The sequence below is a fragment of the Pseudomonas sp. IT-P218 genome (assembly GCF_949767605.1).
In the GTDB taxonomy this organism is placed as follows: Bacteria; Pseudomonadota; Gammaproteobacteria; order Pseudomonadales; family Pseudomonadaceae; genus Aquipseudomonas; species Aquipseudomonas putida_AE.
This window is the reverse complement of sequence record NZ_CATKQQ010000055.1, coordinates 68,881-91,572: the sequence shown is the minus strand read 5'-3', so window position 1 is coordinate 91,572 and position 22,692 is coordinate 68,881. Positions and strand designations below refer to the sequence as shown.

Annotated in this window: 25 protein-coding genes; 1 reads left to right on the top strand and 24 read right to left on the bottom strand. The window is 60.6% G+C overall.

All coding sequences use genetic code 11. The annotated features are described in order from the left end of the window. Positions 1–11: 11 nt before the first annotated feature. From araG to ACM6I6_RS23005, 21 genes are all read right to left on the bottom strand, one after another. On the bottom strand, positions 12–1,568 hold the full coding sequence (gene araG, locus ACM6I6_RS23105; protein WP_414920763.1) for an L-arabinose ABC transporter ATP-binding protein AraG: 1,557 nt from the start codon (positions 1,566–1,568) through the stop codon (positions 12–14). 64 nt (positions 1,569–1,632) lie between these two features. After that, positions 1,633–2,637: a substrate-binding domain-containing protein gene (locus ACM6I6_RS23100; protein WP_274072974.1), complete on the bottom strand. Its 1,005-nt coding sequence runs from the start codon at positions 2,635–2,637 to the stop codon at positions 1,633–1,635. Between the two features lie 99 nt (positions 2,638–2,736). Further along, on the bottom strand, positions 2,737–3,555 hold the full coding sequence (locus ACM6I6_RS23095; RefSeq protein WP_274072973.1) for an SDR family oxidoreductase: 819 nt from the start codon (positions 3,553–3,555) through the stop codon (positions 2,737–2,739). 272 nt (positions 3,556–3,827) lie between these two features. Further along, positions 3,828–4,703 (bottom strand): SMP-30/gluconolactonase/LRE family protein, encoded by an 876-nt coding sequence (locus ACM6I6_RS23090; RefSeq protein ID WP_414920762.1) that lies wholly within the window; start codon positions 4,701–4,703, stop codon positions 3,828–3,830. A gap of 61 nt (positions 4,704–4,764) precedes the next feature. After that, the gene (locus tag ACM6I6_RS23085) at positions 4,765–5,517 is read right to left on the bottom strand and encodes a FadR/GntR family transcriptional regulator (RefSeq protein WP_414920761.1); all 753 of its coding nucleotides are present in this window, start codon (positions 5,515–5,517) and stop codon (positions 4,765–4,767) included. Between the two features lie 192 nt (positions 5,518–5,709). After that, a complete protein-coding gene (locus tag ACM6I6_RS23080) occupies positions 5,710–6,270 on the bottom strand; it encodes a DUF1285 domain-containing protein (RefSeq protein WP_274072970.1) in 561 nt (186 codons plus the stop codon). A gap of 16 nt (positions 6,271–6,286) precedes the next feature. Beyond that, a complete protein-coding gene (locus tag ACM6I6_RS23075) occupies positions 6,287–6,895 on the bottom strand; it encodes a DUF4823 domain-containing protein (protein ID WP_274072969.1) in 609 nt (202 codons plus the stop codon). Between the two features lie 66 nt (positions 6,896–6,961). Next, positions 6,962–7,930 (bottom strand): GTP 3',8-cyclase MoaA, encoded by a 969-nt coding sequence (locus tag ACM6I6_RS23070; RefSeq protein ID WP_274072968.1) that lies wholly within the window; start codon positions 7,928–7,930, stop codon positions 6,962–6,964. Between the two features lie 136 nt (positions 7,931–8,066). Continuing rightward, positions 8,067–8,705, bottom strand: coding sequence for a TetR/AcrR family transcriptional regulator (locus ACM6I6_RS23065; RefSeq protein ID WP_274072967.1), 639 nt, complete (start codon positions 8,703–8,705; stop codon positions 8,067–8,069). Between the two features lie 342 nt (positions 8,706–9,047). Beyond that, positions 9,048–9,833: a TatD family hydrolase gene (locus tag ACM6I6_RS23060; RefSeq protein WP_274072966.1), complete on the bottom strand. Its 786-nt coding sequence runs from the start codon at positions 9,831–9,833 to the stop codon at positions 9,048–9,050. A gap of 72 nt (positions 9,834–9,905) precedes the next feature. After that, complete coding sequence (locus ACM6I6_RS23055) at positions 9,906–10,892, bottom strand: DNA polymerase III subunit delta' (protein WP_414920760.1); 987 nt, start codon at positions 10,890–10,892, stop codon at positions 9,906–9,908. Then, on the bottom strand, positions 10,885–11,517 hold the full coding sequence (tmk, locus tag ACM6I6_RS23050) for a dTMP kinase (protein ID WP_274072964.1): 633 nt from the start codon (positions 11,515–11,517) through the stop codon (positions 10,885–10,887). Before tmk ends, ACM6I6_RS23055 begins: the two co-directional genes overlap by 8 nt. A gap of 19 nt (positions 11,518–11,536) precedes the next feature. Beyond that, positions 11,537–12,817 (bottom strand): endolytic transglycosylase MltG, encoded by a 1,281-nt coding sequence (gene mltG / locus ACM6I6_RS23045; protein WP_406591466.1) that lies wholly within the window; start codon positions 12,815–12,817, stop codon positions 11,537–11,539. 3 nt (positions 12,818–12,820) lie between these two features. Continuing rightward, positions 12,821–13,636, bottom strand: coding sequence for an aminodeoxychorismate lyase (gene pabC, locus ACM6I6_RS23040; RefSeq protein WP_414920759.1), 816 nt, complete (start codon positions 13,634–13,636; stop codon positions 12,821–12,823). Continuing rightward, a complete protein-coding gene (gene fabF / locus ACM6I6_RS23035; RefSeq protein ID WP_077185643.1) occupies positions 13,636–14,880 on the bottom strand; it encodes a beta-ketoacyl-ACP synthase II in 1,245 nt (414 codons plus the stop codon). Before fabF ends, pabC begins: the two co-directional genes overlap by 1 nt. A gap of 109 nt (positions 14,881–14,989) precedes the next feature. After that, positions 14,990–15,226, bottom strand: coding sequence for an acyl carrier protein (gene acpP / locus ACM6I6_RS23030; RefSeq protein ID WP_007987170.1), 237 nt, complete (start codon positions 15,224–15,226; stop codon positions 14,990–14,992). Positions 15,227–15,417: 191 nt separating this feature from the next. Then, the gene (gene fabG / locus ACM6I6_RS23025; RefSeq protein WP_274072961.1) at positions 15,418–16,161 is read right to left on the bottom strand and encodes a 3-oxoacyl-ACP reductase FabG; all 744 of its coding nucleotides are present in this window, start codon (positions 16,159–16,161) and stop codon (positions 15,418–15,420) included. A gap of 16 nt (positions 16,162–16,177) precedes the next feature. Further along, positions 16,178–17,116 carry an ACP S-malonyltransferase gene (gene fabD, locus ACM6I6_RS23020; RefSeq protein WP_033043587.1) on the bottom strand — a complete coding sequence of 313 codons (939 nt, stop codon included), beginning with the start codon at positions 17,114–17,116 and terminating at the stop codon, positions 16,178–16,180. Between the two features lie 125 nt (positions 17,117–17,241). Further along, on the bottom strand, positions 17,242–18,252 hold the full coding sequence (gene plsX, locus ACM6I6_RS23015) for a phosphate acyltransferase PlsX (RefSeq protein WP_414920758.1): 1,011 nt from the start codon (positions 18,250–18,252) through the stop codon (positions 17,242–17,244). Between the two features lie 4 nt (positions 18,253–18,256). Further along, complete coding sequence (rpmF, locus tag ACM6I6_RS23010) at positions 18,257–18,439, bottom strand: 50S ribosomal protein L32 (protein ID WP_003179396.1); 183 nt, start codon at positions 18,437–18,439, stop codon at positions 18,257–18,259. Positions 18,440–18,452: 13 nt separating this feature from the next. Beyond that, positions 18,453–18,980, bottom strand: a complete 528-nt coding sequence (locus tag ACM6I6_RS23005; protein ID WP_008066540.1) for a YceD family protein — start codon at positions 18,978–18,980, stop codon at positions 18,453–18,455. A gap of 105 nt (positions 18,981–19,085) precedes the next feature. Between ACM6I6_RS23005 and ACM6I6_RS23000 the strand changes: the two genes are divergently transcribed. Further along, entirely contained in the window at positions 19,086–19,664 is a 579-nt protein-coding gene (locus ACM6I6_RS23000) for a Maf family protein (RefSeq protein WP_414920757.1), read from the top strand. A gap of 95 nt (positions 19,665–19,759) precedes the next feature. On the opposite strand, the gene ACM6I6_RS22995 is transcribed toward ACM6I6_RS23000, so the two are convergent. Genes ACM6I6_RS22995 through rluC form a run of 3 tightly spaced genes read right to left on the bottom strand, consistent with a single transcriptional unit; the run spans position 19,760 to position 22,385 of the window. After that, entirely contained in the window at positions 19,760–20,749 is a 990-nt protein-coding gene (locus ACM6I6_RS22995) for a S49 family peptidase (RefSeq protein WP_274072958.1), read from the bottom strand. Between the two features lie 24 nt (positions 20,750–20,773). After that, positions 20,774–21,436 (bottom strand): HAD-IA family hydrolase, encoded by a 663-nt coding sequence (locus ACM6I6_RS22990; protein WP_323628412.1) that lies wholly within the window; start codon positions 21,434–21,436, stop codon positions 20,774–20,776. Beyond that, positions 21,423–22,385: a 23S rRNA pseudouridine(955/2504/2580) synthase RluC gene (gene rluC / locus ACM6I6_RS22985; protein ID WP_274072956.1), complete on the bottom strand. Its 963-nt coding sequence runs from the start codon at positions 22,383–22,385 to the stop codon at positions 21,423–21,425. Before rluC ends, ACM6I6_RS22990 begins: the two co-directional genes overlap by 14 nt. Between the last annotated feature and the right edge of the window lie 307 nt (positions 22,386–22,692).

The window sequence follows — 22,692 nt, the reverse complement described above, 5'->3', positions numbered from 1 at the left end:
ATAGTCACCTCTCAGTTCGCCACGCCGTCAGCGCGTTGGCGCGGCAAAGCCAGTTGCAGCAGGTTGGATTCATTGGCCTGTTCGCGGCTCAGTTCGCCGCGCAGCGCGCCTTCGCACAGCACCAGGATGCGGTCGGAAATGCCCATCACTTCCATCAGGTCGCTGGACACCACGATCACCGCAATGCCACTGGCAGCCAGGTCATGGATGATCTGGTAGATCTCCGCCTTGGCGCCGATGTCGATGCCGCGGGTAGGCTCGTCGAGCAGCAGGACTTTCATCGGCATCGACAGCCAGCGACCGAGAATGGCCTTCTGCTGGTTGCCGCCGGAGAGAAACTTGATCTGCTGGCCGGCGTGCGGTGTTTTGACCTTGAGCGCCTTGATCTGCTTGTCGGCGTTGTTCTTCTCCCACAGGCCGCGCAACAGGCAACCGAAGGTGGAATGCGCACCGCGGGCGCTGATATTGATGTTCTCGGCAACGCTCGCCAGGGGCAGGATGCCCTCTTTCTTGCGGTCCTCGGGACAGAGCAGGATCCCGGCCGCAATCGCGTCCCGGGGTGAGCGCAGTTTCAATTCATGGCCGCGCAGTTCAAGGCGCCCGGCACTGTTGCGTTCGAGGCCGCTGAGCAGGCGAAACAACTCCGTGCGCCCCGCGCCGACCAGGCCGAACAAGCCGAGAATCTCGCCTTTGTGCGCGTCGAAACTGACCGGTTCACGCAGGCCCGGCCCGAGCAGGCCGTCGACCCTCAACGCCACCGCGCCGCGCGGGCGCGGGCGGTAATCGTAGATGTCCTGGATGTCGCGACCGACCATGCAGGTGACCAGTTGATCGTGGGTCAGTTGGCTCATGTCTTCGAAGGTGCGCACGTAGCGGCCATCCTTGAACACCGTTACCGCGTTGCAGATGCGGAACACTTCCTCCATGCGATGGGAGACGTAGAGCACCACTTTGCCCTCGTCGCGCAGGCGCGCGATGATCGCCATCAAGCGGTCGATCTCCCGCGCCGACAGGCTGCTGGTGGGTTCGTCGAAGGCGATGACATGGGCGCCACGGGACAAGGCCTTGGCGATCTCGACCAACTGCCGCTGGCCGAGGGACAGGCGCCCGACTTTCTCCTGCGGGTCGATTTCGTCGGCCAGCCCCTTGAGACAGGCCAGGGCTTGCTGGCGCAGGGTGCCGCGATTGATCAGGCCGAAACTGGCGGGCAGATGACCGAGAAACAGGTTTTCCGCCACGGTCATTTCCGGCACCAGGTGCAGCTCCTGGTGAATCACCGCGACGCCGCTGGCAATGCTGTCGGCGGTGGACTTGAAGGCCATGGTCTGGCCGCCGATCTGCAGCTCGCCGCTACTCGGGATGTAGGCGCCGCCGAGGATTTTCAGCAAGGTCGACTTGCCGGCACCGTTCTCGCCCATCAAGGCATGAACCTGCCCCGGATGGGCGACGAAGTTGATGTTGTCCAGCGCCTTCACCCCGGGAAAGGTCTTGCCGATCCCGTTGAAGCGCAAGCTGCCACTGCCACTGAAAGAACTGCCGTGCTGCTGTACTTGTGTTTGCGCGTGCATAACCACCTCATCACACAGATCAGGCAACCCCGTTGCCGGGGCCGCCAATGAAATCAACCGGCCCTCAATTCCACAGGCCGATCTTTTCCAGTTCCTGCTTGAAGTTGTCGCGCGTGATCAGCGTCACGTCGTCCATGGCGGTGTACTTCGCCGGTTCTTTGCCGCTGGTAACCCACTCGTACATCATGCTGGCGGTGTTGTAGCCCTCGATGTGCGGGCTGGGCAGCATCGAACCGTAGAAGCCGCTGTCGGGTTTCTTCAGTTCGCCAATGGCGTCGGTGCCGTTGATGCCGATGCCGATCACGTTCGCCGCGGCAAAACCGGCGGCTTCGGTGGCACGCACGCCGCCGAGCACAGTGTTGTCGTTCATGCCGCCGATGATCAGGTTCTTCGCCGCGCCCGGCAGTTTCACCAGCGCCGAGTTAGTGGCGTCCATGCTGCCCGGTACGTCGAGGGTTTTCAGGGCGGAGAAGAGGATGTGGTCCTTGGGCATGCCCGCATCCTGCAAGGCCTTGACCGAACCGTCGGTGCGTTTTTTGCCGGTGTCGAGTTCGTTGTAGGTGTTGATCACGGCATAGGTGTCTTTCCATTCCCAGCCGCGTTTTTTCGCTTCGGTGGCCATGGCGCTGCCCTGCTTCTCGCCGACTTCGAACGCCGCCATGCCCAGGTACGGCACGTCTTCCATGAACTTGCCGCTGGCATCGACGAAGCGGTCATCCACGGCGATCACTTTCAAGCCGTTGAGTTTGGCCTTGGCCATGATCGCCGGGCCCAGGGACACGTCCGGCGGGCAGATCACGAAACCCTTGGCGCCGTTGGCCGCCAGGCTGTCGATGGCCGACAGGGTTTTCTCGCCATCCGGCACGGCGATCTTGATCAAGGTGAAGCCCTTATCCTTGCCGGCCTTTTCGGCGAATGCCCATTCGGTCTGGAACCAGGGCTCTTCCGCTTGCTTGACGAGGAAACCGATTTTCACTTCTTCGGCCGCCAGCAGCGTGCTGCTGAGACTGACCGCGCTGACCGCCAGGGCGGCACAGCACAGGGTACGGATGGCATGACGACGATTCATAAGCTGACTCCTTGTTGTTTTTGTTGAGCGTACTGCCAATAGTCATATCGTATGATGATTGGATTTCAGGCGTAGCTTTACACCGGAAAACCGGACGACTCAGTCGTGGTACATCACTGAGCGCCCGCCATCGATGGTGATGCACGAAGCGTTGATGAACGGCGCTTCATCACTGGCCAGGAACACCGCGGTCATGGCCACCTCGATCGGCTGGCCGATGCGGCGTGGCGGATGCAGGTCGAAGGCGCGCTGACGTTCGGCATGGGGGTCGGCAAAGCCGTTCCAGTAGTCGACGTTCAATTGGGTTTCGATGTAGCCCGGTGCGATGGCGTTGACGCGAATGCCCTTGGGTGCGTATTCGATCCCCAGGGCGCGAGTCAGGCCGAGCAAGCCGTGCTTGGCCACCGGGTAGGGGAAGCAGCCCGGAATGATGTGGGTGGAATGGGTGGAAGCGATGTTGATGATGCTGCCGATGCCCTGCTCGATCATCTGCGGCAACACTGCCTTGCAGCCGTACCAGGCGCCATCGAGGTCGATGGCGAAGCAGCGACGCCAGTCTTCCTCGGTCATTTCCAGCGGATCGCGGAACACGTTGACCCCGGCGCAATTGACCAGCACGTCGATTCGCCCGTGCAGCTCGACCGCCAGCCTGGCCATCGCCTGCAGGTCTTGCGGCTGCGAAACGTCGGCCTTGATCGCCACCACGTCAGCCCCTTTGCCCCGCCACTGCGCCGCGACATTTTCGACTTTTTCACCCTGGATATCGCTGATGACCAGCTTGGCTTGCTGGGACGCGAAGGTCGCCACGATCGCCTCGCCGATGCCCTGGGCGGCGCCGGTCAACAGCACGACTTTATTTTTCAGGCGCTCGCCCTTTGGGGGTTCGGGCACTGGTGGCAGCGAAAGAGGTTCAGCCATGGATCAGGACTCCTGTTCGAAAGCACGACGAAAACCGGGCATCGGTAGATGTCCGGTCAAAAGGCGAGTGGAAGAAACAGGCAGGCGCGAAAACGTTTCAGCCCTGAGGTACTCTGAAACGCGGACTCCACGCGGGAGTGCGGGGGAATATCGCTGCATCACTTCACCTGTTTTGTTTTTTTAAGTGTGAGTGCGTGTAACTGATGGAGCCGACTATAAACCCGGCTCGCCGATAATCTCAATATATATATTTACATCCCATATTTAGGGATTTAACCGGCGAATCGGCTACAGAGCTTTCCTGCAACGTCGACGCGGATCGCCAGCACCGCCCCATCCAGCGGATGCCCAAGCGGACTCGCGGCACTGGTGATGTACAAAGTTTTCAGGTCGGGATCGCCAAATACGCAACTGGTCGGACGGCTGACGGGCAGTTCGATCACCCGATCGACCTGCCCGTCCGGCGTCAGCCTGAGCAGGCAACTGCCATCCCATCGGGCATTCCAGATAAAACCTTCGGCATCCATCGCCGAGCCGTCCGGGCCGCCGCGGGTGTGGGGGCCGAACCAGGCCTGTGGCGGTTCGAGGTGGCCGTCGGTACGAATGAAATGCCGGTACAACGTGCCGTCGAGGCTGTCGCCGAAATAAACGGTGGTAGCGTCATCGCTCCACAGCAACGTGTTGGGAATGCCCAAGCCACGCAGCAGCGGCGTCACCCGTGCGTCGCGATCAATGCGGAACAGGCCACCGGAACGCCGTTCGACAGGCAGGTCTTCGCCCTGCTCGCCAATGTTGTTTTGCATGGTGCCGAGCCAGAGCCGGCCCTGGGCATCGCAGCGGGCCTCGTTGGGGCGGTTGCCGGGGTGCGGATCGGCGACGCAGAACAAGGTCAGTCGAGGCGCTAGTCCAGGTGAATCCAGATCCAGCCGATACACCCCGCTGCTCAAGGTCACCAGCGCATCGCCGCTCGCACAGGGGATGAACGCCGACACGTGCTCCGGCATCTGCCAGATCTGCACGTTGGCGCCGATCAAGCGCAGCGCCTGTTTGCCGGCGATGTCCACCCAGTACAGCGCCTGGGTCGGCGCATCCCAGAACGGGCCTTCGCCGAGCTGGGCGCGGTGTTCGGTCACTGCGGTGCACTCCATGAATCCTCCTGCATTGTTCTTGTTTTTATTTGTGTAGAAGCGTCCAACGATGGAGTGTCAGCTACATCGACGTCGACTGATACTCCATCGCGAGCACGCTCGCTCCTACCCTGTCGGCCATCACTTGTGGGTAGAAGCGTTTGATCGCCAGGTCAGCGTTATCGATCAGGGTCATGCAGGCCCAGACGCCCCGCGCGGTATCCCGGGCGGCGATGGCGTCGGCCATATCTTTATGAATCGGCAAGGTGCGGCGCAGTTCGTCGGGGTCGGCGGCGGACACTTCGAAACACACGGCCAGCAGCGCTCCCAGGGCCGGGACCATTTGTTCGATGAATTGATTGTGGCTGGCGGCGAGGATGCACTCGTGGAAGAGCTGGTCGGCGCGGTTGTAGTCGACGCCGCTGTCCACTGCTCGCTCCAACGCGTTGTAGGCCAATGAAATGGCGTCGAGCTGTTGTGCGGTTGCGCGTTCGCAGGCCCAACGCACGGCCATCGGCTCGATGGTGCGGCGCAGGTCGAGCAAGTCATCGACGAAGTTTTCCGGCAAACCGCTGCGGGACAGCCAGCCGACGACTTGCGGATCGAAGAGGTTCCAGCGCCGTACCGGCAACACTCGCGTACCGACCTTCGGCCCGACCTCGAGCATGCCCTTGGCGACCAGGGTCTTGATGGCTTCGCGGATAACGGTGCGGCTGACACCCAGTTGTTCGCCGAGGTCGGCTTCGACCTTGAGCGCCTCACCAGGCTTGACCTGCCCGGCAGCGATCCAACAGCCCAGCCAATCGACGGTCGACGCATGAAAACTGCTGGACATGGACACCTCAAAGCCGTTCGCGATGGGTGTCCACGCTAATCATCATATGATTGGCTGTCAAACTGATTTTTCAGAGAGTGCATAGAACAAAATGTGGGAGCGGGCTTGCTCGCGAAAGCGTCTGTACATCTAACATCCATGTGTCAGGCACACCGCCTTCGCGAGCAAGCCCGCTCCCACATTTTTAACCGATTAAGGTTCTAGACCGATGGGGAAGAATTCACCGCCACTCCACACCCCCAACCAGCGCTGACCCTCGATCTCACGGCTCACCGCCAGCTCCACCAGTTGGTAAAACACATTGCGATGGATTAGCGCTTCGAGGTTGGTGCGCACATGCACATAAGGCGCAGGTTCTTGTGTGTCGGGATCGATGACCACGCGAATCGGATGCTCGGTGCCGGCCTCGGCAGTCTCATCGACGTTGGTGGTGAAGCGCAGGACCTGCTTCTCGCCCTTACCTTCCACCTCCACGGCAATCGCCACAAAGGGCGCGTCATCGACCTTGATGCCAACCTTCTCCACCGGCGTGATCAGGAAGTAATCATCACCGTCGCGGCGAATGATGGTGGAGAACAGCTTGACCATCGGCTTGCGCCCGATCGGCGTGCCCAGGTAATACCAGGTACCGTCGCGGGCGATGCGCATGTCGATGTCGCCGCAGAAGTCGGGGTTCCACAGGTGGACCGGTGGCAAGCCTTGGGTCTTGGGGATTTGCCCCAGCAGGTCGTTGGCTTTTTGCGGGCCACTCATGGCGTTCTCCTTGAAATTACTGGTCGCTGAGCCCCAGCAGGCTGCGCGCGTACTGTTGCAGCGGCGGGCCCATCAGGTCTTCGGGTTTTTCGTCGTGGAAGGTCAGCAGACCACCACGACCCTGGATACGTGCAGTATCAATCAAATACTGGGTGCTGGTCTCGATCAACATGATCTGAATCACTCCGGTGTCGATACCGAGGCGATCCAGCGCTTCCTGGTCCAGCCACTCATCCGAGTTGCCGATGCGGTCATCGGAGTTGGCGAAACGCGTATAGAGCAGGTAATGGGCGCCCACGGCACGGGCTTCGCCCATGGCCTGATCAAGACCTTGCGGTGTGCGGGCGCGGCGGACCATCGGGAAATACTCGACGAAACCATCGAAGGCGACTTCGGCGATCACGTTGGGGCGTGGGTAGACGGCGCTGCCAGGCGGCACAAAGGCGCCCTGGGCAATGTAGACGAAGGAGTCCGGCTGAATGCGCAGGTTGTTCACCCGGCGGCTGTCGCTGTGGTCCAGCAGGCCGGCGTCGCTCATGTGGTAGCGCGTCCCTTCGGCCATGTCGCTGACATTCATGCAGCCACCGAGCGCCAAAATGGCCAGCAGCAAAACCAGGCTACGCATCCTATCCTCCAGAGGCCGGTGACGGAAAACCGGCGAATGGCCGTGGGATGCAGCTTTTGCGCCAGCTCAGCCGCCAATAATCTTCATGACCGTGGCACCACCGGAAAACGCCACTTCCTGCTTGTCGCCCAACGCCTTGACCAACAGTCGCTGCAAGGCCGGCAAAGCCTGATGGCGCGGCTTGTCCAGCAGGTCGCCGACATAGTGGCGATTGCTCGACGACAGGCAGCCATGCAGCCAGCCAGTGGAGGACAGGCGCAACCGCGAGCAGGTGCGGCAGAACGGAACGCTTTCGTTGGCAATCACGCCAAAATAGCCCTGCCCCGGAATCTCGTAGCGCACGGCGGTAGCATCGACAGGCGCATCGGCCTGGAGATACTCATAACGCTCGCCGATCAGGCTCAGCAGCTGTTGCAGGCTGACAAACTGCTGCAGGAAGGCATTGGAGTCGCTAGCCAGGTGGCCCATGCGCATCAACTCGATAAAGCGCAGTTCATAGCCACGCTCCAGGCAATAGTCGAGCAGTGGCATCACCTGGTCGAGGTTCTGGCCGCGCAGCGGCACCATGTTGACCTTGACCTTCATGCCCGCTGCACGGGCCTGGTCCATGCCGCCGAGCACCGTCGCCAGGTCGCCGCCACGGGCAATGCTGCGAAACGCAGAGGCGTCCAGGGTATCGAGGGAAACGTTGATGCGTCGGATGCCGGCGTCGATCAGGATCGGCAGCTTCTTCGCCAGCAGCTGCCCGTTGGTGGTCAGGCTGATGTCCTGCAGCCCCATCTGCCCGACTGCGGCCATGAAGGCTTCGAGTTTCGGGCTGACCAGCGGTTCGCCACCGGTAATGCGCAAGCGCTCGATGCCCGCCGCTTCGATCAGGTAGGCCACTCCACGCGCCATGGCTTCGGCCGACAATTCATCCTGCGCAGCCACCAGCCGCTTGCCGTTGGGCACGCAGTAGGTACAAGCGTAATTGCAGGCTGAGGTCAGGCTGACTCTTAAATTGCGAAAGCGCCTGCCTTGACGGTCGACGATCATGATGACTCCGGCGAAGAATATACGGGCTGGTAAAACTTGACTCACAAATCAAGTTTTAGCAAGCCCTATGCCTGAGTATATTCCTGCGGTACTGCGCCATGTTGAGAAATCATGGGCAATAAGGCGGCTGAATGGCTCAGCTGCTCGGGGTGTCGTTGTCGCGCTTGCGCTTGTTGCCCATGCGCACGCCGATGTCCATCAGGAACTGGAAGAAGCCTTCCTGGTCTTCCAGCACGTTGCTCCAGAACGGCGAGTGATACAGCGCCACGGCACCGTGTACCAGCGCCCAGGACGCGCAGTAATGGAAGTAAGGCGGCACGTCTTCAAGCTTGCCTTCGCTGATCCGGCCCTTGATGAGCAAGGTCAGGCGTTCGAAGTTAGAGGCGCGGATCTTGTGCAGTTCCTCGACCATCTCCGGTACCTGGTTGCCCTTGACGACCTTCTCTTCCAGGCGGTCAAACAAGCGGTAACGCTGGGGGTCACGCATGCGGAATTCGAAATAGGCGCGGGACAGGGCTTCCTTGTCCTTGTCGACATCGGCCGAATGCAACAGCTCGTTCAAATCGCGCTCATAGTCGAGCATCAGGCGCAGATAGATCTCAGCCTTGGACTTGAAGTGCTTGTAGATCGTGCCTTTGCCGATACCGACAGCATCAGCGATCATCTCGACGGTGACACTGTCTTCACCCTGGTCGAGGAACAGCTTGAGCGCGGTATCGAGAATTTCTTGCTCGCGGCGACGAAACTCACGGACCTTACGAGGTTCTTTATGCATAAGAAAAGGTCTGTAGGGGTCAAAATTCGAAGCCGCGTATTATGCCTAAATTGCGCCAAAATGCACGGATCATCCGACCATATCTGTGTTTCTTGATGATTTCGCGCAAGACAGCCGCTTGATGAGAACTCTTCTGAAGCGTGCGTATTCCAAATTTGTTTAAAAACCGCAGCCTACAAACTGGACGGTGCGAAATACTGATCAATACTTGAACTGTCGGCGGGGCATCTCCCCCAAGTGTCACGCCGATATTGGTACCAACGGACCGCGTGCCATTGTTTTACTCCTAATGGTCTTAACCCGGATTCACCCCCCAGAACCCGGGTTTTTTTTGCCTGCGATTTAACCTTTCACATGCGCCAGCGGGAACAACCGCTTGAAGTTTTCGGTGGTCTGCTCGGCAAATCGCTCGTAAGCCTCACCCCGCAACATTGCCAGAAATTCCGCTACTTCACGAACGTACTGCGGCAGGTTCGGCTTGCCACGGTACGGGATCGGCGCCAGGTACGGTGAGTCGGTTTCCACCAGCAAACGGTCGGCCGGCACCTTGCTGGCCACGTCGCGCAGCGCGTCGGCATTGCGGAACGTGACAATCCCGGACAGGGAAATATAGTAACCCATGTCCAGCGCGGCTTTCGCCATGTCCCAGTCCTCGGTGAAACAGTGCAGCACGCCCGCCTGGGGCAACGCCGCTTCACGCAGCAGGTCCAAGGTATCGGCGCGCGCGCCGCGGGTATGGATGATCACCGGCTTGCCGGTCTGCTGGGCCGCTTGCAGGTGCAACCTGAAGGATTGCTGCTGCAACTCTGCCGCTTCCGGTTCGTAGTGATAATCCAGGCCGGTTTCACCGATCGCCACGACGCGCGGATGATTGAGCTCGTGCAACAGCCAGTCCAGCGCAGGCGCCGCACCCGGCTGCACGTCCAGCGGATGCACGCCGACTGAACAATCGACGTCGTCGTAACGCTCGGCCAGGGCTTTGACATCGGCCGCGTTGTCGGCGCTGACACCGATGCACAGGAAGTGCCCTACCCCGCGCTGGCGGGCCGCCTCGAGGGCGGCATCCAGCGAGCCGTCATGGGCGGCGAGGTCAAGGCGATCAAGGTGACAATGGGAATCTACGAGCATAAAGGGCTGCAACTTACATCGTATGAGTGGGACAGTCGGTTTGTCTGATACCTGGAGTCTAGGCGCAGACGGTTACCTCTGGGTAGGCAAAGTCGCCCATTGCACCAGCAACGCCTCCAGCAACAGCACCCGGTTGAGGTTGGCTTTGCTCAACACTTTCTGCCGTTGGGCGAGGATCCAGTCCTGGATATTCAGGACTTTGTCCTGCGCGGTTTTTTGCGCCAGGTACTGAATCACCTTGCGCATGTCCATCAGCCCCAGGCCTTCTTCATCCTGGGTCAGCTGATAACGCAGGATCAGGCTCGACCAGTCACAGAACCAGTCGAACAGCAGCAACAACGGAATCGCATTCCAGCCCTCGGCCAGCTGCGTCGGCGACTGTTGCTGCTTGAGCAATTTCTTCACCCCATCGACCACTTGCGCGCGCTGCTCGCGCACGCCCTGGGCCTGCAGGTTGACGGCGGCCAGCGGTGAACCGGCGGCCAGGGTCAGCAATTCGACGCGTTCTTCCTGTGAACAATCGGGCAAGGCCCTGGCCAGCCAGTCCAGGCTCATGGCCTCGCCCGGCAGCGGACAGGCCTGCTGCACACAGCGGCTCTTGATCGTCGCCAACAGACGACTGGGTTGATGGCTGACCAACAGCAACACGGTGTCGCCGGACGGCTCTTCGAGGCTTTTGAGCAAGGCGTTGGCGGCGTTGATGTTCATCGACTCGACCGGCTCGATCAGCACCACCTTGCGTCCACCCAGCTGTGCGGTCTGCACCACGAAACTCACCAGGTCGCGCACCTGGTCGACCTTGATCGCCTTGTCGGCCTCTTCCGGCTCCAGGATGTAGTTATCGGGATGACTGCCGGCCTTGAGCAACAGGCACGACTTGCATTCGCCACAAGCGCCCTGGGCGGTCGGGCGCTGGCACAGCAGGTTGGCCATCAAGCGTTCGGCCAGCGCCCGCTTGCCGATCCCGGCCGGGCCATGCAGCAAATAAGCGTGGGCGTGTTGCGCACGACCGGCCAGTTGCTGCCAGAGACTGTCCTGCCACGGATAGGCGTCAGCCACGGCTCAACTCCAGCAGGCGTGGCAGCAAGGCATCCAGGGATTGCTGAACCTGCGCCAATGGCTGCGCGGCGTCGATCAGCACGTAACGCGCAGGCTGCGCCGCCGCGCGCTTGAGGAAAGCACCGCGCACGGCATCGAAAAAGGTCCGGCCTTCCAGCTCGAAACGATCCAGGCGTCCGCGGGCACTGGCGCGCGCCAGGCCCACCTCCACCGGCAAGTCGAAAATCAAGGTCAGGTCGGGACGCAGGTCGCCCTGAACAAAGCTTTCCAGGGTCTCGATACGCTCCAGGGACAGGCCACGACCACCGCCCTGGTAGGCGTAGGTCGAATCGGTGAAGCGATCACACAACACCACGGCACCACGGGCCAGCGCCGGGCGAATGACTTCGGCCAGGTGCTGGGCGCGCGCGGCGAACACCAGCAACAGCTCGGTGTCCGGGTTCATGACTTCTTCGATCGGCGCCAACAATACTTCGCGGATGCGTTCGGCCAGTGGCGTGCCACCCGGTTCGCGGGTCAGCACCACCTCGATACCGGCCGCACGCAGGCGTTCGGCCAGGTATTCGCGATTGGTGCTCTTGCCGGCGCCTTCCGGGCCTTCCAGCGTAATAAACAAGCCAGTCACAGGCAGTCCTTAGTCAGATTCATTGCGGGCTTTGCGGTGTTGTTGCATTCGGTTGTGGTTCAGGCTCCGGGGGCGCCTGCGGAGCAACTGCAGGTTCAGGCGCAGGCTCTTGCACGGGAGGTGCAGCCTCGGGCGCCGGGTCGGGTGAAGCCGCCGGGACAGGGGGCTGGGCCTCGGGAACCTCAGTAGCCTCAGTAGCCTCAGGTTGCGCCGTCTCGGCTGGCGGCACCTGGGTATCCGGCGCTTCGGGCGTTTCTGGCGCGGTCGCCGGCGCCGGGCTGGAACGGTAATCGGCGCGACGTTTGAGCTGGAACTCTCGCACGGCGTTGTTGTGCGCGTCCAGGTCATCGGAGAACACATGGCTGCCATCGCCGCGAGCCACGAAGTAAAGGCTGCTGCCCTCCACCGGATTGAGCGCCGCATGGATGGCTTCGCGGCCGACCATGGCAATCGGGGTCGGCGGCAGTCCGGCGATCATGTAGGTGTTGTAAGGGGTCGCTTCCTTCAGATGGGCGCGGGTCAGCTTGCCGTTGTAGCGGTCACCCAGGCCGTAGATCACCGTCGGGTCGGTTTGCAACAGCATGCCGATCGCCATGCGACGCACGAACACCCCGGCAATCTGCCCGCGTTCCTGCGGCACGCCGGTTTCCTTCTCCACCAGCGAGGCCATGATCAGGGCTTCATACGGGCCGGAGTAAGGCAGGTCGGCCGCCCGCTGGTTCCACTCCTTGGCCAGCACTTCGTCGAGGCGGTCGTAAGCGGTTTTCAGCAGCTCGGTGTCGGACATACCGCGCACGAAGCGGTAAGTGTCGGGAAAGAATCGCCCTTCAGGAAAAATCCCGTTGTGGCCGAGTTTGTCCATGACCTGACTGTCGCTCAAGCCGTTCAGGGTTTGCTCGAGTTTTTCTTCCTTGGCCAGGGCCGCACGGACCTGGTGGAAATTCCAGCCTTCGACCAGGGTCAGGCTGTACTGCACCATTTCCCCGCGCTTCCACAGATCGATCAGGCCTTCGACGGTCATACCCGGCGTCATGCGGTACTCGCCGCTGTGCAACGGCTGTTTCGGCAAGTTGAAGCGCCAATAGACGCGCAGCCAGAAGGAGTCCTTGATGACGCCATCGGCTTCCATGCGCAGGAAAGTGCGGTTCGGGGTGGTGCCCTTGGGCACCTCAAGCAGTTCTTCCTGTGTGATATTCAGCGGCTGCACCAGCGCCGAATGAATTTTCCAGGCAGAAGCACCTAACGTCAGCCCCGCCAGAACCAGTCCGGTTTCCAGCAGCAGCAAGAGTTTACGTCTCACGTATCAAGCATCCAGTAGCGCGCGGGCAATGGTTTGGAGTTTACGGGTGAGCGGCCCAACCGGCCAGCTCAGTGCTGCATAGGCGCGCACCGGCCAAACGCCATACACGCTGTTGCAGACAAAGACTTCGTCAGCGTCTTGCAGCTGCTCAAGCGTGATATCGGTGATTTGTATGGGGATGCCCAACGATTCGGCCTGAGACAACAACTCGGCACGCATCACACCTTCTACGCCGCAGCAGCTCAAATCCGCGGTGATCAACACGCCGTCACGCACCAGGAACAGGTTGCTGAAAACGCCCTCGATCACGCGACCGGCCTGATCGAGCATCAAGCCTTCGGCATGTTCGGTATCCTGCCATTCGGCGCGCGCCATCACCTGCTCAAGACGATTCAGGTGCTTGAGCCCTGCGAGAAGAGGTTGCAAGGAAAGGCGTGTGGTGCACGGGAACAGGCGTATGCCCTGCTCTGCATGGGCGTGCGGGTAAGCCGCAGGAGGATTACCCGACAGGATACGACGGGCCTGGGCCGAAGGATCGAAAGCGTAACCGCGCAGGCTGTCGCCGCGGGTAACGATCAGCTTGATTACGCCTTCGTTCAGCTGCTCGGCATAGGTCAACAATTCCGCGACCACGACACCCTGATCAAGATTGATCGCCAACCGCCGGCAGCCCCTGGCCAGCCGCACCAGATGACGATCCAGCAGGACCGGAAAGCCATCATGCACGGCGATGGTCTCGAACAGACCGTCGCCGTAGGCCAGGCCGCGATCCTTCAGCGACAATGCGTCAGCCGGCTGACCGTCGACCCAGCTGTCCATCAACCTGCGAACCGGCGGAACACCAGCGAGCCGTTGGTACCGCCAAAACCGAAGGAGTTGGACAGGACCACATCGATATCCATGTTGCGCGCGGTGTGCGGCACGAAATCGAGGTCGCAGCCTTCGTCCGGCTCGTCGAGGTTGATGGTCGGTGGCGCCACCTGGCTGTTGATCGCCAGCACGCTGAAGATCGCCTCCACCGCGCCCGCCGCGCCCAGCAAATGCCCGGTCATCGACTTGGTCGAACTGACGGCCATCTTGTAGGCGTGCTCGCCGAACACCGACTTGATCGCATTGACTTCCGCGAGGTCGCCAGCCGGCGTCGAGGTGCCGTGGGCATTGATGTACTGCACCTGATCGCCATTGATCCTGGCGTCACGCAGCGCATTGGTGATGCAGCGCGCAGCCCCGGCACCATCGGCGGGTGGCGAAGTCATATGGTAGGCGTCGCCACTGGTGCCGAAACCGATCAGTTCGGCATAGATGGTCGCGCCGCGGGCCTTGGCGTGTTCCAGCTCTTCCAGGACCAGCGCACCGGCGCCATTGGACAGTACGAAGCCATCACGGCCCTTGTCCCATGGACGGCTGGCGCGGGTCGGCTCGTCGTTGCGGGTCGACAGTGCGCGGGAGGCGCCAAAACCGCCCATGCCCAGGCCGCAGGCGGCCATTTCGGCGCCACCGGCGATCATCACGTCGGCTTCGTCGTACATGATGTTGCGCGCAGCCATGCCGATGCAGTGCGTACCGGTGGTACACGCCGTGGCGATGGCATAGTTAGGCCCCTGTGCCCCCAGGTGGATGGACAGGAAACCGGAAATCATGTTGATGATCGAGCCAGGCACGAAGAACGGAGAAATTCGTCGCGGGCCGGTCTCATGCAAGGTGCGGCTGGTTTCTTCGATGTTGGTCAGCCCACCGATACCCGAACCCATGGCCACGCCGATGCGCTCACGGTTGGCGTCGGTGACTTCAAGGCCGGCATTGCGCACTGCCTGGAAACCTGCGGCCAGACCGTACTGAATGAACAGGTCGAGCTTGCGCGCTTCCTTGAGCGACAGGTATTCCTCGACATTGAAGCCCTTTACCGAGCCGCCAAAACGAGTGGAATAGGCAGAAAGGTCGGTGTGTTCGATCAGACCAATGCCACTGCGGCCAGCCAGAATGCCCTGCCAGCTGCTCGGCACATCAGTGCCCAGTGGCGACAACATACCCATACCGGTGACTACGACGCGTCTACGCGACACAGCACTCTCCTTTTTTCAAATGACGACTTTGCATCAGGCCTAAAGAAAAAACCGCACGCCATGATGGCAGTGCGGTTTTTCCATGACAGCGAGCAACGATTACAAACTATTACGCCTGGTGGGCAGTAACGTAGTCGATTGCAGCTTGTACAGTAGTGATCTTCTCAGCTTCTTCGTCAGGGATTTCGGTCTCGAATTCCTCTTCCAGAGCCATCACCAGCTCAACGGTGTCAAGGGAGTCAGCACCCAGGTCTTCAACGAAGGAAGCAGTGTTGACCACTTCTTCTTCTTTAACGCCCAGTTGCTCGGCAACGATTTTCTTGACGCGCTCTTCGATGGTGCTCATACCTTGTTTTCACTCCTAATGGACAAATTCAGGCAGCTGGCCAGTGGGTAAGTGTATAGAAAGACTTTTCAGCTTTTCAACTGAAAGCTTCACTCCTCAAACCCGGCGACCCGCTGCCTATAAATAGATTGCAGCTTTATAACGGATTTTAGACAGCTCGTATGACATTTTTTTGAAACGATCCGTCACATTTAACTCATGTACATCCCGCCGTTCACCGGGATTGTAGCCCCAGTAACGTAAGCCGCACCGTCCGACGCAAGAAAAGCGACCACAGACGCGATCTCTTGAGCTTGCCCCAGACGACCCAGCGGAATCTGCGTCTGCAAGGCTTCACGCTGTGCCTCGGGCAGTTCGCGGGTCATATCGGTATCGATGAACCCTGGGGTCACCGAGTTTACCGTAATCGAACGCGAACCGACTTCACGCGCCAGAGAGCGGCTGAAACCTTCCAGGCCGGCCTTGGCGGCAGCGTAGTTTACTTGGCCTGCGTTGCCCATGGCACCCACAACCGAGCCAATACTGATAATTCGTCCCCAACGGGCCTTGGTCATACCGCGCAAAACGCCCTTGGACAGGCGGAACAGACTGTTCAGGTTGGTATCGACCACGCTATGCCACTCGTCGTCTTTCATCCGCATCATCAGGTTATCGCGGGTGATGCCGGCATTGTTGACCAGGATCGCCGGCGCACCGAACTGCGCCTGGATGCTCGCCAGGACAGCCGCCACGGACTCGTCGCTGGTGACATTGAGCTCAAGGCCAGTGCCCTGAATGCCGTTTTCCTTCAGGGTGGCGGCAATGCGCTCGGCACCCGAGGCGGAGGTCGCGGTGCCGACAACGATGGCGCCCTGACGACCCAGTTCCAGGGCGATGGCCTGGCCGATACCGCGGCTCGCACCGGTGACCAGTGCAACTTTACCTTGCAGACTCATGCAAGCTTCTCCTGATTCAGGCCAGCGCTGCACGGGCGGCAGCGAAAGCGTCTGGGGTGTTGAGATTGGAAGTCGATACGCCTTCGGCGCAGCGCTTGTTCAGACCGGCCAGTACTTTGCCCGGGCCGCATTCGACAAGATTGGTCGCGCCTTTGGCGGCCAGGGTCTGCACGGATTCTACCCAGCGTACTGGCTTGTACAGTTGCTCGAGCAGATCACGCTTGAGGGTTTCCAGATCCGCCGGCACCTGGGCGCTGACGTTCTGTACCACCGGGATCTGCGGGGCCTGCCAATCGATCGCCGCGATCGACTCGGCGAAACGCTCGGCCGCCGGACGCATCAGTTCGCAGTGCGACGGCACGCTGACCGGCAACGGCATGGCACGCTTGGCGCCACGGGCCTTGCAACCTTCGATGGCACGCTCGACCGCAGCCTTCGCACCGGCAATGACCACTTGACCCGGGGAGTTGAAGTTGACCGCGCTGACCACTTCGCCCTGCGCCGCTTCGGCACAGGCAGCCAGTACGTCGGCGTCTTCCAGGCCGAGGATCGCAGCCATGCCGCCCTGCCCGGCCGGAACGGCTTCCTGCATCAGCTGGCCACGGCGCTCGACGAGCTTCACCGCGTCCGCCAGGCTCAGGCTGCCAGCCGCCACCAGGGCGCTGTATTCGCCCAGGCTGTGACCGGCGACATAAGCCGGACGCGCGCCGCCTTCAGCCAGCCACAGACGCCACAGGGCGATCGAAGCGGTGAGGATCGCCGGTTGGGTTTTATCGGTCTGGTTGAGTTGCTCTTCCGGCCCTTGTTGGGTCAGGGCCCACAGGTCATAACCGAGGGCATCGGAAGCTTCTTTGAAGGTGTCGAGGACGACCGGGTGTTGCGCGCCCAACTCGGCCAGCATGCCGAGGGACTGCGAACCCTGTCCCGGAAAGACGAATGCGAGGGAAGCAGACATGTAACAAGCCCCTAATGATCTGGTCGTCGGAGAATTGGCGCCCCACTCGGGGGACGCAAGAAACTGACAGTTGGATGGCCAAATAGCCCAAGCGGTCACATTTAAGCATTGTCCGACGAAAACGCCTAAAGCAACAAATCCTCCAGACGACCGTGGATGCGTTCCGGCAGGTTTTCCTGGATCTCGATCAAGGCGCGGGAAATCGCACTCTGGAAGCCCTGCACCCCCGCAGATCCGTGGCTTTTAACCACGATACCCTGCAACCCGAGGAAGCTCGCGCCGTTATGCCGTGCGGGTGCCAGGTCGGCCTGCAGGCGCTTCATCAGTGGCAAGGCCAAGGCTCCGACCATGCGCGATGGCAGGCTTTTCTTGAACAACGCCTCGATGCGCCCGGCAATCATCGTGGCCAGGCCCTCGCTGGACTTGAGCAGGATGTTGCCGACAAAACCATCACAGACCACGACGTCCGCTTCACCACGGTACAACCCGTCACCCTCGACAAAACCGATGTAGTTGATGCCACGGGCACTTTGCAACAGGGTTGCAGCCAACTTGACCTGCTGATTGCCCTTGATGTCTTCGGTGCCGATGTTCAGCAGGGCCACGCGCGGGCGCACGATGCCCAGAGTCTCCGCCGCGACGGAACCCATCACCGCGAACTGCAACAGATGCTCGGCGCTGCAATCGACATTGGCGCCCAGGTCGAGCAATTGGCAGTAACCTTTCTGCGTCGGGATCGCCGCCACCATGGCCGGCCGATCGATGCCCGGCAAGGTCTTGAGCACAAAGCGCGACAACGCCATCAGCGCCCCGGTATTGCCGGCACTGACACAGGCCTGGACCTTGCCGTCGCGCAGCAATTCAAGGGCCACGCGCATCGACGAGTCGGGCTTGCCACGCAGGGCCTGGGTCGGCTTTTCGTCCATGGCGATGACTTCGGACGCTGCAGCAATCGACAGGCGCGCGCGATCCACAGCCGGTTGGTCAGCGATCAGCTCTTCAAGGAGGGAGGGTTGACCGACGAGGGTCAGGTGCAGCGAGGGCGTGGCAGACAGGCAAGCAAGGCTGGCCTGGACAATGCTGCGGGGACCGAAGTCCCCGCCCATTGCGTCAATCGCGATGACTTGAGCGGACAAGTGATTACTCGTCAGCGCCCTTGTCGATCACTTTACGACCACGGTATACGCCTTCTGGCGATACGTGGTGACGCAGGTGAACTTCACCAGTGGTTTTTTCTACAGACAGGGTGCTAGCCTCGAGAGCGTCGTGCGAACGGCGCATGTCACGGGCAGAGCGGGATTTTTTGTTCTGCTGAACAGCCATAATTGATTAACTCCTAAACGTTTGGGTCACGCTTTAACTGCGCCAATACACTGAACGGGTTGGACCGCGTTACCTCGTCCTCGCTCGGTTCGGGCTCATCTGCTCCCGCCGGCTGCTGGCATTCTTCCGGATGATGAGCAGGCACAATGGGCAAGGCGAGCAGAAGCTCCTCCTCGATCAGTGACTGCAGATCCAATGGATCTTCGCCCAGTTCCAGCACGTCATAACCTTTCGGTAACGACTGGGTATTCGCACCCTCCTTCACCACAGCGTAACTGCATTCGCTATGGATCGGCAGGGTGACCAGCTCAAGACAACGCTGGCAAACCATTTTGACTTCGGTGTCGATAAAGCTGTGGATGACCACAGATTTACGTTCATCTCGTTCAAAAACGAATTTAGCCTGCACCGTACCGACATTGTCGGAAAGCGGGTCGCAGAGTCTCTTCAAATCGGCCAGCAGCATTTCACCCTGGAGGGTGGTGCCACGATCAGCCAATTTGCGCGGGTCAACGTGAGGTGGAATCGGGTCATTCAACATAGGCGCAGCATTATAGGGATGCACCCGCCCATGTCAAAGGAAATTCAGCCCTGTCCGTCACTTGGAAGCCTCGCTAGAATTCGCGCCAGTCATTTGGAGTTGCCCATGCTGCCTTTATTACTCGCTTCCAGCTCGGTCTATCGCCGGGATTTGCTGGCCCGCCTGCAGCTGCCATTCAGCTGCAGCTCGCCGGATATCGACGAAAGCCACCGCCCTGGCGAATCCGCCATCGAGCTGGTCAAACGCCTCGCCGAACAGAAAGCGCGGGCACTGGCCGCCAGCCATACCGCTCATCTGATTATCGGCTCCGACCAGGTCGCGGTGCTGGGCGAGCAAATTATCGGCAAGCCCCACACCTTCGAAAAAGCCCGCGAGCAGCTCCTGGCCTCCAGCGGCGCCAGCGTGACGTTTCTGACCGGGCTCGCCCTGCTGAACAGCCAGACCGGCCACTGTCAGGTCGACTGCGTGCCGTTCACGGTACACATGCGAACACTCGACAGCGAACGCATCGAACGCTATCTGCGCGCCGAACAACCCTACGATTGCGCTGGCAGCTTCAAGGCCGAGGGTTTGGGGGTGAGCCTGTTTCAAAGCACTGAAGGGCCTGATGCTACCAGCCTGGTAGGCCTGCCGCTGATTCGCCTGGTGGATATGCTGCTGGCAGAGGGTGTGAAAGTCCCTTGAAAGCAAAAGATCGCAGCCTTCGGCAGCTCCTACAGGTGTACACATAACCTTGTAGGAGCTGCCGCAGGCTGCGATCTTTTGATGTTTAAATCGGCTTAGCGCAGCGACGGACCGTTAAACCCCATCCACATCGCCAAATGCTCAGCCACGCTGGCACCGAGCTTTTTCGAGAAGCGGTCGAATGGCGATTCCTGAACGGTGAAGTCCACCAGTTCTTTTTCGCCGACCACATCGCGAGCCACCGAACTGGCACTGCCCAGGCCATCGATCAATCCCAGCGGCAGCGCCTGCTCACCCGACCAGACCAGCCCGGAATACAGCTCCGGATGCTCTTTGTCTTTCAGGCGGTCGCCACGACCCTGCTTGACGCTGTTGATGAACTGTTTGTGAGTGGTATCCAACACGCCCTGCCAGAACGCCGTTTCTTCAGGCTTCTGCGGCTGGAACGGATCGAGGAATGACTTGTGCTCGCCCGAGGTGTAGGTGCGACGCTCCACACCCAGCTTCTCCATGGTGCCGACGAAGCCATAACCAGCCGCCGTAACCCCAATGGAACCCACCAGGCTCGCCTTGTCGGCATAGATCTGGTCCGCCGCACTGGCAATGTAATACGCACCGGAAGCACCCAGGTCGGAAATCACTGCGTAGAGCTTCGTATCCGGATGCAGGCCACGCAGACGGCGGATCTCGTCATAGACGTAGCCCGACTGCACCGGACTGCCGCCAGGGCTGTTGATACGCAGGATGACGCCCTTGACCTTTTCGTCTTCGAAAGCGGCCCGCAGGCTGCCGACAATATTATCGGCGCTGGCCGGTTCCTTGTCGGCGATCATGCCGGTGATGTCGATCAACGCGGTGTAATTGCCACTGCGGGTAGCGGCCTTCTCCATGTCCATCAGCGGCGTAAACAGCGCCAGCGCGACAAACAGGTACACGAAGGTCAGCAACTTGAAGAAAATCCCCCAGCGCCGGGAGCGACGCTGCTCCTGCACACCGGCCAGCAGGGTCTTTTCCAGCAGCTTCCAGCTTTTTTCGTCACCGCTCTCTGCACTCGCCTTGGCGGGCGCTTTCCATTCGTCGGCCATGCCATCTACCCCAGCAATAACGTATTAAGCCCGCTGGCCCAGCCAGTCGTGCAATTGTGAAAAACGATCGATGGTCAGTCGCGGTTCGAACAGCTTCAGCGCTTCGATCGATTGCGCGCCGTAGCTGACCGCCACCGAATCCATGCCGGCATTGCGTGCCATCTGCAAGTCGAAGGACGAATCACCCACCATCAGCGCCTGGTCCGCACGCACCTCGCAATGGGCAAGTATCTGCTCCAGCATCAACGGATGGGGCTTGCTGGCCGTCTCGTCGGCGGCACGGGTGATGTCGAAGTAATCTTCCCACCCATGGGACTTCAGCACCCGATCCAGCCCGCGACGGGCCTTGCCCGTGGCCACGGCCAGGTGATAACCCTGGGCACGGAACGCCTCGAGCGACTCGACCACGCCCTCGAACAAGGGCGAAGGCTCCGCCTCCGAGGCGATGTAGTGGTCGGCGTAGTGCTGACGGAAGGCAATCAACTCGGCCTCGCCGATCTCGGGATACAGGGTACGGATAGCCTCCGGCAGCCCCAGGCCGATGATGCCCTTGACGGCAAAGTCATCGCACTGCGCAAACCCGGACCGCTGCGATGCCACATGCATTGCCTCGACAATCCGACCAATGGAATCGGCCAAGGTGCCGTCCCAATCGAAAATCAGCAGCTTGTAATCAGATGGGCGCACTCAAACGCTCCACAGTCTTGGCCCACATCTCGTCGACCGGGGCCTGCAACTTCAACTCGCCGCCATCGGGCAACGGCACGGTCAGCATGTAGGCATGCAGGAACAGGCGCTTGCCGCCCAGATCGCGGATTTCCTTGCTGAAACCTTCCTCACCATATTTGCTGTCGCCAGCGATGCAATGCCCGGCGTGCAGGGTGTGAACACGGATCTGGTGAGTGCGGCCGGTAATCGGCTTGGCTTCGATCAGGGTGGCGAAGTCGCCGAAGCGGCGCAGGACCTTGAACACGGTCACGGACTCCTTGCCCTCCTCCTCGTCGACCTCGACCATGCGCTCGCCAGAGCGCAGGTTGCTTTTGCCAAGCGGCGCACGGATTTGCTTGATCGAGCTCGCCCAGTTACCGCGCACCAGCGCCATGTAGCGCTTGTCGACACCATCACCGCGCAACGCGGTGTGCAAGTGGCGCAACATGCTGCGCTTCTTGGCGATCATCAGCAAGCCGGAGGTATCACGGTCGAGACGGTGAACCAGCTCGAGCTCCTTGCAATCGGGGCGCAACTGACGAAAGGCTTCGATCACCCCGAACGTCAGGCCGCTGCCGCCGTGAACCGCAATGCCGGCGGGCTTGTTGATCACGATCAGGGCCTTGTCTTCGAAGACAATCGAGGCTTCCAGGCGCTGCAGCAGCCCCTGGGCCAGCGGCACCGGCTCGTCGCGTTCAGGCACGCGAACCGGCGGCACGCGCACGATATCGCCCGCCTGCAGCTTGTATTCGGGCTTGATCCGGCCCTTGTTCACTCGCACTTCGCCTTTGCGCAAAATGCGGTAAATCAAGGTCTTGGGCACGCCTTTGAGCCGAGCGAGAAGAAAGTTGTCAATACGTTGGCCGGCATATTCCGGCGAGACCTCAAGCAGTTGTACGCCTGGAGTCGGGGGGGTAGTCGTCGTCATGCCGCGGATGATAACAATTTTTTATGGAATTGAAGCACTTAATCATTGCTGCTATAGTCGCGAACGCCGCCAAAAGCGGCCTGGACAGCGGACCAACGGTCAAAAACCGGCCCTGACCAACGCAATTCACCAGGACGCGAGGCCGTCCTACGGGGCTTTCGCTACGTAACGGTGGAGTTTGCAGGTGTAACAAGCGCAGGTGACATGAGGCCTGAATCAAGCCGCAGAACAGAGTTTTGACTCGTCCTGCGAGTGAATATTCACGGCCAGTTCACAAAGTGCAGTCAGCTGCGAATGACCCCGAGCG

What these genes read in the sequence shown, in the direction of transcription:
- ACM6I6_RS23100 (WP_274072974.1), bottom strand. Translation starts at nt 2,637, where the DNA reads ATGAATCGTCGTCATGCCATCCGTACCCTGTGCTGTGCCGCCCTGGCG.
- ACM6I6_RS23080 (WP_274072970.1), bottom strand. Translation starts at nt 6,270, where the DNA reads ATGAGTGGCCCGCAAAAAGCCAACGACCTGCTGGGGCAAATCCCCAAG.
- ACM6I6_RS23095 (WP_274072973.1), bottom strand. Translation starts at nt 3,555, where the DNA reads ATGGCTGAACCTCTTTCGCTGCCACCAGTGCCCGAACCCCCAAAGGGC.
- ACM6I6_RS22995 (WP_274072958.1), bottom strand. Translation starts at nt 20,749, where the DNA reads ATGGCCGACGAATGGAAAGCGCCCGCCAAGGCGAGTGCAGAGAGCGGT.
- acpP (WP_007987170.1), bottom strand. Translation starts at nt 15,226, where the DNA reads ATGAGCACCATCGAAGAGCGCGTCAAGAAAATCGTTGCCGAGCAACTG.
- ACM6I6_RS23085 (WP_414920761.1), bottom strand. Translation starts at nt 5,517, where the DNA reads ATGTCCAGCAGTTTTCATGCGTCGACCGTCGATTGGCTGGGCTGTTGG.
- fabD (WP_033043587.1), bottom strand. Translation starts at nt 17,116, where the DNA reads ATGTCTGCTTCCCTCGCATTCGTCTTTCCGGGACAGGGTTCGCAGTCC.
- ACM6I6_RS23060 (WP_274072966.1), bottom strand. Translation starts at nt 9,833, where the DNA reads ATGCTCGTAGATTCCCATTGTCACCTTGATCGCCTTGACCTCGCCGCC.
- ACM6I6_RS23000 (WP_414920757.1), top strand. Translation starts at nt 19,086, where the DNA reads ATGCTGCCTTTATTACTCGCTTCCAGCTCGGTCTATCGCCGGGATTTG.
- ACM6I6_RS23070 (WP_274072968.1), bottom strand. Translation starts at nt 7,930, where the DNA reads ATGATCGTCGACCGTCAAGGCAGGCGCTTTCGCAATTTAAGAGTCAGC.
- ACM6I6_RS23065 (WP_274072967.1), bottom strand. Translation starts at nt 8,705, where the DNA reads ATGCATAAAGAACCTCGTAAGGTCCGTGAGTTTCGTCGCCGCGAGCAA.
- ACM6I6_RS23090 (WP_414920762.1), bottom strand. Translation starts at nt 4,703, where the DNA reads ATGGAGTGCACCGCAGTGACCGAACACCGCGCCCAGCTCGGCGAAGGC.
- araG (WP_414920763.1), bottom strand. Translation starts at nt 1,568, where the DNA reads ATGCACGCGCAAACACAAGTACAGCAGCACGGCAGTTCTTTCAGTGGC.
- fabG (WP_274072961.1), bottom strand. Translation starts at nt 16,161, where the DNA reads ATGAGTCTGCAAGGTAAAGTTGCACTGGTCACCGGTGCGAGCCGCGGT.
- ACM6I6_RS23075 (WP_274072969.1), bottom strand. Translation starts at nt 6,895, where the DNA reads ATGCGTAGCCTGGTTTTGCTGCTGGCCATTTTGGCGCTCGGTGGCTGC.
- rluC (WP_274072956.1), bottom strand. Translation starts at nt 22,385, where the DNA reads ATGACGACGACTACCCCCCCGACTCCAGGCGTACAACTGCTTGAGGTC.
- pabC (WP_414920759.1), bottom strand. Translation starts at nt 13,636, where the DNA reads ATGGACAGCTGGGTCGACGGTCAGCCGGCTGACGCATTGTCGCTGAAG.
- rpmF (WP_003179396.1), bottom strand. Translation starts at nt 18,439, where the DNA reads ATGGCTGTTCAGCAGAACAAAAAATCCCGCTCTGCCCGTGACATGCGC.
- ACM6I6_RS23005 (WP_008066540.1), bottom strand. Translation starts at nt 18,980, where the DNA reads ATGTTGAATGACCCGATTCCACCTCACGTTGACCCGCGCAAATTGGCT.